1 protein-coding gene is annotated in these 5,593 nt (G+C 52.0%); it reads left to right on the top strand.

Annotation, left to right across the window (positions count from 1 at the left end; all coding sequences use genetic code 11):
- Nucleotides 1-5,593, top strand: a 5,593-nt coding sequence (locus VM802_RS29785; protein WP_325537716.1) for an SDR family NAD(P)-dependent oxidoreductase, incomplete at both ends; no start/stop codon positions are given.

Below are 5,593 nucleotides of genomic sequence, written 5' to 3'. Positions count from 1 at the left end.
AGTGCAGCTGAAAGATGTATACTGGCGAAGAAAGTTTTCCGGTGGAAGCGCCCGGATCATTACCAGGTTGGTACCAGATGGAGAACATGTGAGACTTACTGTTGTGGAACAGGAGGCGGTGGACAGAGAGCGGTTACTTTTTGAATGTGCTGCCATTACAGCTCCGTTGCCGGTGGCGTCGCCGCTTGATATTCCGGTATTGCTGAAAGCATGTGTGCATCGCATGGAAGCAGCGGAATGTTACCGGCGCTTTTCTCAGGCTGGACTGGATTACGGACCTGCGTTCCGTACGATCAGGGATCTCCGTTATAACAACTATGAAGTGCTGGCGGCTATTGACTTTCCGGATGCCGGAAAAGAGGAACAGCAGCCTTGCTGCTGGCAGCCGGCCATACTGGATGCAGCCTTCCAAAGTATCCTGCCATTGGTGAGCACGACGGAGGACCGCTATTTCCTGCCTTCAGGCGCTGGCGCCGTCATCGGTGCAGTAACGCTTAATACGGCAGCCTGGGTACATGCAAGAAAGAAGAGTGAGGCTGTTTTTGACCTGGCCATCGCTGATCAGGATGGTGACATACTCGTACGTATATACGATTTTACGATCAGGGAGTGGCATGCCGCTGTACAGCAGCAGCAGGAAGTACCTGAAGGACTTTGTCTGCTGCAACCCGCCTGGGAGGAAGCGCCACTGGCTACTGATACCGCATTAACAGCAAAACTGCTGGTCTTTACCACTCCCGGCGCACCGGTTAACCCGGCGTTGAAGCAGCAGTATCCTCCTACGTATATCCGTTTCGTTTATCCCGCCTATGCCGGGGAAGACGGCGCCGCCCATTACACTTTGCGTCAGCAGGATGGACAGCAGGCATATGATGAATTATGGGACAGCCTGTTGCAGCAAGGGTGGCAGCCGGATCATATTATTACCGACCGTTCCTTTTCCGGAACAGATCATTTCCTGCACTGGTTCAGGTTATCGAAAAGTATTGTCAGCAAACGGCCGCAGCGAATACTGCTGCAATATGTATATCCTGCGGGCGACAGCCGCGAGGAACCGTTTGCAGCAGCCGTACATGCATTTCTGAAAAGTGTTGCGCTGGAGTGTCCGGCCATTAGAGGAAGCGTGGTGGCTTATGATCAGGCGGCGCTTCCGGCAAAGTATTTTGCCGGTGAAGAAGGGAGGGTGAAGTACCGGCATGGTGTACGTTACCGGCAGGTATTGACAGCGCCCGATATAAAACCGGTGTCGTTGTCTTCATCCGGATTCCGCCCGGATGGCGTGTATATCATCATTGGCGGGGCCGGAGGTATTGGTCTTGCTATGGCTAAATATCTGGCTGCCAGTTACAAGGCGCGGCTGGTATTGGTGGGCAGATCTGCGGCTGACGAAAATACAACGGCCATGATTACCGCGCTGGATGCTGCCGGAGGCCATGCCAGCTATCATGCAGCAGATGTATCCTCCATCGTACACATGAAGGAACTGGTAGCGTATGTGCAGGGAAAATGGGGAAAGATCAATGGTATCATACATGCAGCCGGCGTACTGAGAGATGCACTGCTTATCAATAAGCAGCCGGAACAGGCGATGGCGGTGCTGCAATCCAAGATAAACGGCGTACAGGTATTACATGAGTGCATGGCTGGCATATCGTTCGACTTCCTGTTGCTATGCTCTTCTGTAGTAAGCCTGCTGGGCAATACAGGGCAATGTGATTATGCTTATGCCAATGGTTATCTCGATGGATTTGCCAGCTGGAGAAATGAAGAAGCGATTGCCGGCAAGTGCCATGGTCATACGATGGTGTTGAACTGGCCCTATTGGAAGAACGGCGGCATGCAGCTGGACAAAGGAATACTGGAGTGGATGAACGCGCATCTGGGCTGGCGGCCATTGGAGGATAACACCGCACTCTGGTGCGTGGAGTATGCACTTCAATCCGCCGTTGCACAGTGGGCTGTGTTTTATGGAGATGTAACCCGCATCCGGAAAGCCTTACAGCCTTCGGAGAATACCGGCGGGCCAGCATCCCGGGAAGATCATCCTGCGGTGAGCAGCCAACCACCGGTAGCTATGACTGCCTTGCTGAAGCAATTATTCGCTGCTGAAATACGGTTGGACGAATCAAAAGTAAGTATGCGGGAAACATTTGAGAACTACGGTATTGATTCTGTCAATGCGATGAACCTTACCCGTGCGCTCGAACAATATACCGGGGCACTGCCTAAAACATTGTTTTATGAATATCGTACACTGACTGCCCTGCAGGAGTATCTATTGCAGGAGTTCCCGGATGCATGGCCGGGAAGCAGGCCTGCGGAAGATATAATATTACCCGCCGGGGACACACAGGTTATTACATCGATACCAATCGTTACACAGGTGTCAATCGTGCAGCAGGATATTGCTATCGTAGGATTAGCTGGTCAATACCCGATGGCGGACACTTTGGAAGCGTTCTGGGAAAACCTGAAAGCAGGAAAGGATTGTATCACGGAGATACCGGCTAACCGGTGGGACTGGCAGGCGTACTTTGATCCGGAAAGAAATAAGGATGGGAAAAGTTATAGCAGATGGGGTGGTTTCCTGGAAGATGCAGATAAATTTGATCCCTTGTTCTTCAGCATCTCTCCGCGTGAAGCGAAGATCATGGACCCACAGGAACGTGTATTTCTGCAGACGGTATGGCATCTGCTGGAAGATGCAGGTTACAGCAAAAAGCAATTGTCCGGCAGTAATACCGGTGTTTTCGTAGGTGTGATGTATGGTCAGTACCAGCTGTATGGCGCTGCACCGGATAACCAGGAGCAGGGTGTTATTCCTTCTTCTTTACATGCATCTGTAGCGAATAGGGTATCCTACTTCTATGACTTTACCGGCCCCAGCATCGCATTGGATACAATGTGTTCCTCTTCTTTAACGGCGATCCACCTGGCCTGTAACAGCCTGCTAAACGGCGATTGCAATCTGGCAGTAGCGGGAGGTGTGAACATCACCACGCATCCGAATAAATACCTGTTGTTAAGCCAATTCAATTTTGCATCCTCAGATGGGCGTTGCCGTAGTTTCGGCGATGGCGGGGATGGATATGTGCCGGGAGAAGGCAGCGGCGCCGTATTGTTGAAACCGCTGCAACAGGCGCTGCTGGACAATGATCATATTTATGGTGTGATAAAAGGCACTGCTGCCAATCATGGTGGCCGCAGCAATGGCTACACGGTGCCAACACCGCTGGCGCAGGCATCGGTAATCGATAAAGCCTTACAGCGTGCAAACGTAGATCCGCAACAGATCAGCTATGTGGAGGCGCATGGTACCGGCACTGCACTGGGTGACCCGGTGGAACTGGCTGGCCTGGTAAAAGCGTTACGCCCTGATGGAAAGCATGCAAACATTTGTTCAATAGGTGCGGTGAAATCAAATATCGGGCATCTTGAATCCGCCGCAGGAATTGCAGGGTTAACCAAAGTATTGTTACAGCTGCAACACAAACAGCTGGCGCCTTCTCTTCACAGCAATGTATTGAACACTAATCTGGATTTTTCAACAACGCCTTTTTATGTGCAGCAGCAGTTGCAAGACTGGGGTACTACGGTTATCCCCACACCTGAAGGGGCCCGCGAGTTGCCACGCCTGGCTGGTCTTAGCTCATTTGGCGCAGGCGGGGCAAATGCGCATCTCATCATAGCCGAATATCCGCAACTACCTGTGACAGCCACCGGGCAGCCGGGAGAGCAGCTGATAGTGTTGTCTGCATTTGATGAGCAGTCGTTGCGCAATGTTGTAAGCGGGTTGATCACCTACCTGGAAGGTAATGTTGTTGCTGTAATTCCTGACCATCTGGAAGATACGCTGAAGCAACTTGCCGCCTTGCTGCTGGATATTTCACCGGAGGAAATAAAACCTGGTATCGCACTGGATGAATATGGTTTCGATACGATGATTACCAGTATATGGTTGACTAAGGCGGGCGAAAAATATGGATTTGATCCGGCGATGTACGATTACGAAGGATGCAGCACCTTAACAGATTATGCCCGCCGGATGGTCGGGCTGTACCGGCTTTCAACGGGTGAAACATCCGGAATCAGTCTCACATCACTGGGGTATACACTCCTGGCTGGCAGAGAGCCGCTGCCGGTAAGGCTGGCGCTGGTTACTGCCAGCATCGGGCAACTGACCGCGCAGCTGAAAGATTACGTTGCTACGGGTACGGCTACACGCCTGTGGACAGGCACGGCAGGCCGGCAGGAAGATGCGGCGTGGCTGGAAATTTCGCAACTGGCCAGACAGGGGCAGTGGGACCTTCTCGCCCAACGCTGGGTAGCCGGCGGCGATATTGATCCTGCACTGGTATTCCCCGCAAAACGGTCCCGTTTAAAATTGCCGCTCTATCCTTTCCGTAAAGAACGGTACTGGGTAAACGAAAAGCCAACACCGTCTCCGGCCGCACCCACCTGGAAATCCGGCAGTGTTAGTAAACGACATCTTATCAGTAGCAACAACCCTGTTATCCGTGATCATGTGGTAAGCGGGCAGATGATATTGCCGGCGGTGGCGTACCTGTTGATAGCTATTGATACCGCTGAAGAATATACCGGCAGAAGAGGATGGCAGCCGGTAAGGGTTAATTGGTTGCAACCTTTTACCCTTACGGGTTCTGACAGCGGTGACCTGCATGCAGTATTAACCAGGTCAGAAGAAGAAATACAATTTACCATTAAAGACAGCTCTGATAAAATATACAGTACAGGCTCGCTGGTTCAGACAACAGCTGCGACATATGAGATACCGTCGCCTCATAGCGGTGGTCAGCAGTTATCTGCGGCAACAGCCTATAAGCAACTGGATGGCAAAGGGCTGGCTTACGGACCCTATTACCGGTTGATAGAACAGGTATCATTCAATGCGCAACAGGTGACCGGCAAATTGCGATTACCGGAAACAGGCATGAATGCAGCTCTGCTGGATGCAGCATTGCAGGTAGTGGCTGCCTGGGTATGCGCTGTTGAACCTGCCGCATCACTGAAGGTGCCGTATGCGCTGTCTGCATTCCGCTGGCATCAGGCGCCTGTTGGGGTAGCCTATATAAGAGCTGTTTCACCGTTGAAAAATACTTATAACATAGATATGCTGAATGAGGATGGACAACTGTGTGCGCAGTTGCAGGGGCTGGAGGTAAAAGAACTGACAGGGAAGAAGGCAGACTGGCCGCTGACTTACTATCAGCCGGTGTGGGAGCACCGGGACCTGTTGTCTGAAAGAACATCGCCATTTGACGAAAATACCGAAGCGGAGTTGCTTTGCGTATTACCGGGAGCATATTCGCCTGTACAGGCATCCGGTTTACGGCGCTGGTTCAGCAGGCCATTGCTGACTGTTACAACCGGGCGCACTATGCGTGAGATAACGCCAGGTCATTGGGAGTTGAATGCAACGGACATCGCTGAATGGACAAAGATACTGACGGAGTATGAAGGCATTAAAAGCATCTGCTGGATCGCTCCGTATCATACAGATGCTGCTACAGCAGACGCGCTGGGGGCCTGCGAAGAAGCTGGCATCCTCTCGTTCCATGCGCTGATAAAAGCG

This window comes from Chitinophaga sp. (assembly GCF_035538455.1).
Taxonomy (GTDB): domain Bacteria; phylum Bacteroidota; class Bacteroidia; order Chitinophagales; family Chitinophagaceae; genus Chitinophaga.
This window is presented reverse-complemented; position numbering and strand designations above follow the sequence as displayed.